General features: G+C 70.2%; 4 protein-coding genes. 1 reads left to right on the top strand and 3 read right to left on the bottom strand.

The features are described from left to right. On the top strand, nucleotides 1-165 hold a 165-nt coding region (locus VE172_RS18335), incomplete at its 5' end, for a sterol carrier protein domain-containing protein (protein ID WP_324803407.1). 9 nt (nucleotides 166-174) lie between these two features. Here the strand turns inward: VE172_RS18335 and VE172_RS18330 are convergent. The 3 genes from VE172_RS18330 to VE172_RS18320 form a co-directional block, all read right to left on the bottom strand. Next, nucleotides 175-1,137 carry an extracellular catalytic domain type 2 short-chain-length polyhydroxyalkanoate depolymerase gene (locus VE172_RS18330; protein WP_324803406.1) on the bottom strand — a complete coding sequence of 321 codons (963 nt, stop codon included), beginning with the start codon at nucleotides 1,135-1,137 and terminating at the stop codon, nucleotides 175-177. Nucleotides 1,138-1,139: 2 nt separating this feature from the next. Further along, nucleotides 1,140-2,456, bottom strand: a complete 1,317-nt coding sequence (locus VE172_RS18325; protein WP_324803405.1) for an MFS transporter — start codon at nucleotides 2,454-2,456, stop codon at nucleotides 1,140-1,142. A gap of 9 nt (nucleotides 2,457-2,465) precedes the next feature. Beyond that, the coding region (locus tag VE172_RS18320; protein WP_324803404.1) for a PucR family transcriptional regulator at nucleotides 2,466-2,905 on the bottom strand (440 nt) is incomplete at its 5' end.

Below are 2,905 nucleotides of genomic sequence, written 5' to 3'. Positions count from 1 at the left end.
TCCGCGCTCGGCGCGGCCTACCTCGGCGGCACCACCCTGGCGTCGCTGGCCGCGGCGGGCCGCGTGGAGGAGCTGAGCCCCGGGGCGCTGGCGCGCGCCAGCGTCGCGTGGCGGGGCGAGCGCGAGCCGTTCTACCCCGGGGCCTGGGCGTTTCCACTGTACTGAGGCGGGCGGTCACATGCCGTTCACCATGCCCATGATGGCGCGGATCTGCGCGCCGTCATGGGTGTCGTATGTGGAGTCCGCGCCGTATCCCCACCAGTTCCAGCAGCCGTTGGGGTTGTCGAGGCTGGTTGTCGCCTGTGGATACAGCACGACGGTGCGGTTGGTGTCGGCGTACTCGTTGAGGTGCGCCTTCTCCACGAAGGTGGTGCCGATCGTGTCGGCGCCCTGTTCGCACCCGTGCAGCGCCACCAGCAGTCGGCAGCCGGCGCCATCGGCGCAGGCGTCGGGGACGTAGCGGTAACCCGTGCCGCTCATGCTGATCGACGCGGCGTCGCCGTTCGGGGCGTAGGCGTTCTGATCGAATGTGGCCAGGTCTCCGCTCGCGGACGCGGCGGGCGGCTCGACGCTTCCGTACAGGTGCCCGAGCATTGCCCCTTGTGGATCGTCGCCGCAGTCGTTGAGGTACGGCGAGGCCGTCGCCGAGCAGGCGTTGGGCCCCAGCGGGCTCACCCAGGCGTGCCCGGCGTCGGAGTCCTTGCGGTAGGCGACGTCCGCGCCGAAGTCGGTGTAGAAGCCCGCCAGGTCGTCGTTGACGGACTCCTTGACCGTGGAATCGTTGCGGCCGTGGTAGATCCACACGGGGTGCCCCGCCAGGTGCGCCACGTCGTCGATGCTTCCCTGGGCGGCGCGGTCGCGGGCGAGCTGTTCCAGCTGCGCGGGGTTGTCGTCCTGCAGGTCGTTCATGCAGGCCAGCTCGGCGGAGATGAGATTGCCTCGGGCGCAGTGGTAGGGGCCCGCGCTGAAGATGCCGAGGCCGCGGAAGGTCTGGGAGTGCGCGACGTGAAGCTGGTCGGCCATGTAGCCGCCCGACGACACCCCCGCGACGTACACGCCGTCGATGGACAGGGCATCGGCGTGGAGGGACGGGGCGGGAACCAGGGCCGCGATCAGCGCCAGGGCAACGGGATACATCGTCACTCACCCACCTTCACGGTGGCGGCAGGGGTCGCGAAGGCGAGATCGCGGCCGCGGGTCTCGCGGGCCAACGCCACGGCGATCACGGTGATGGCGGCGGCGCCCAGCACGTACACGGAGATGGGTACGGCGGTTCCGTAGGTCTTCAGCAGCAGGGTCGCGATGATCGGCGCCAGTGATCCCGCCACGATGGACGCGACCTGGTAGCCCATGGACGCGCCCGAATATCGCAGCCGGGTGGCGAACAGCTCGGAGAAGAAGGCGGCCTGCGGGCCGTACATGGCGCCGTGCAGCACCAGTCCGATCGTCACCGCGATCGTGGTGAACAGGAAGGACTTGGTGTCCAGCAGGGGAAAGAACGCGAATGCCCACGCCCCGACGCCGACGGCGCCCAGCAGGTAGACGGGGCGGCGGCCCACGCGATCCGACAGGGCGCCCCACAGTGGAATGCTCACGAAGTGGACGATCGATCCGATGAGGACGGCGTCGAGCGCGATGCTCTGGGGCAGCTTGAGATGCTCGGTCACGTACACCAGGACGAACGCGGTGATCACGTAGTAGGAGACGTTCTCGGCGATGCGGGCGCCCGTGGCGACCAGGACGTCGCGCCAGTGGTCGCGCAGCACGCCGAGGATCGGCAGCCGCTCGGTTTCGGCGGCGGTGCCTTCGAACAGCGGGGATTCGCTGACTGACAGCCGGATCCACAGTCCCACCAGGACCAGCACGCCCGACAGCAGGAACGGGATCCGCCAGCCCCAGGCCAGGAACGCCTCGTTCGACTGGAACGCGGCCAAAAGCGCCAACACGGCCGTGGCCAGCAGATTGCCGCCGGGCGCGCCCGCCTGCGGCCACGAGGCCCAAAAACCCCGGCGGCGGGCATCGCCGTGTTCGGACACCAGCAGCACGGCGCCGCCCCATTCGCCGCCCAGGGCGAAGCCCTGGATCATGCGCAGGGAGGTGAGCATGATGGGCGCGGCGGCGCCCACGGTGGCGAAGGTGGGCAGCACTCCGATCAGGACCGTGGCCAGCCCCATGCCGAGCAGGCTGACGATCAGCAGGCGCTTGCGGCCCAGGCGATCGCCGAAGTGCCCGAACACCAGGCCGCCCAGGGGGCGGGCGGCGAAGCCGAAGGCGTAGGTCAGAAACGCCAGCAGCGTCCCGGTGAGGGGGTCGTCGGAGGGGAAGAACAGTTTGTTGAACACCAGCGCGGCGGCGGATCCGTACAGGAAGAAGTCGTACCACTCGATCGTCGTACCGATCAGGCTCGCGCCCACCACACGGGCGAGCGAGCCGCGCTTGTCAGTCGGGGCAGTCATTCCCGAAGGCTATGGATGGCAGCGAAGCATTTCTATGTGTTGAGGTAACACATTCGGGGCGTCGTCGATGGTGTCGCGGTGCAGGCGCACCAGCCGCAGCGCCAGCCGCACCTCGAGCTCCCGCTCGGGTTCCTGCCAGTCCTCCCCCAGCAGGCGCGCGATCCGCTCCAGCCGCTGCGCCACCGTGTTGGCGTGCACGTGCAGCGCCTCGGCCGCCCGCGAGGGGCTCCCGCCCGCCGCGAAGTACGCCTGGAGCGTGGGTATCAGGGCGGTCCCGCGCTTCTCGTCGTACTCGACCAGCGCCCCCAGCACACTGTGGACGAACGGGCGGGCGTCCCCGCCGCCGCCCAACAACAGACCCACGAACCCCAGCTCGGCGGCGCCGGCCCCGTCCCCCTCGCGGCCCAGTGCCGTCAACGCCTCGGCGCACCGCCGCGCCTCGTCCCGCG

Origin of the sequence: Stackebrandtia sp., from assembly GCF_035643755.1 — a bacterium.
In the GTDB taxonomy this organism is placed as follows: Bacteria; Actinomycetota; Actinomycetes; order Mycobacteriales; family Micromonosporaceae; genus Stackebrandtia.
This window is presented reverse-complemented; position numbering and strand designations above follow the sequence as displayed.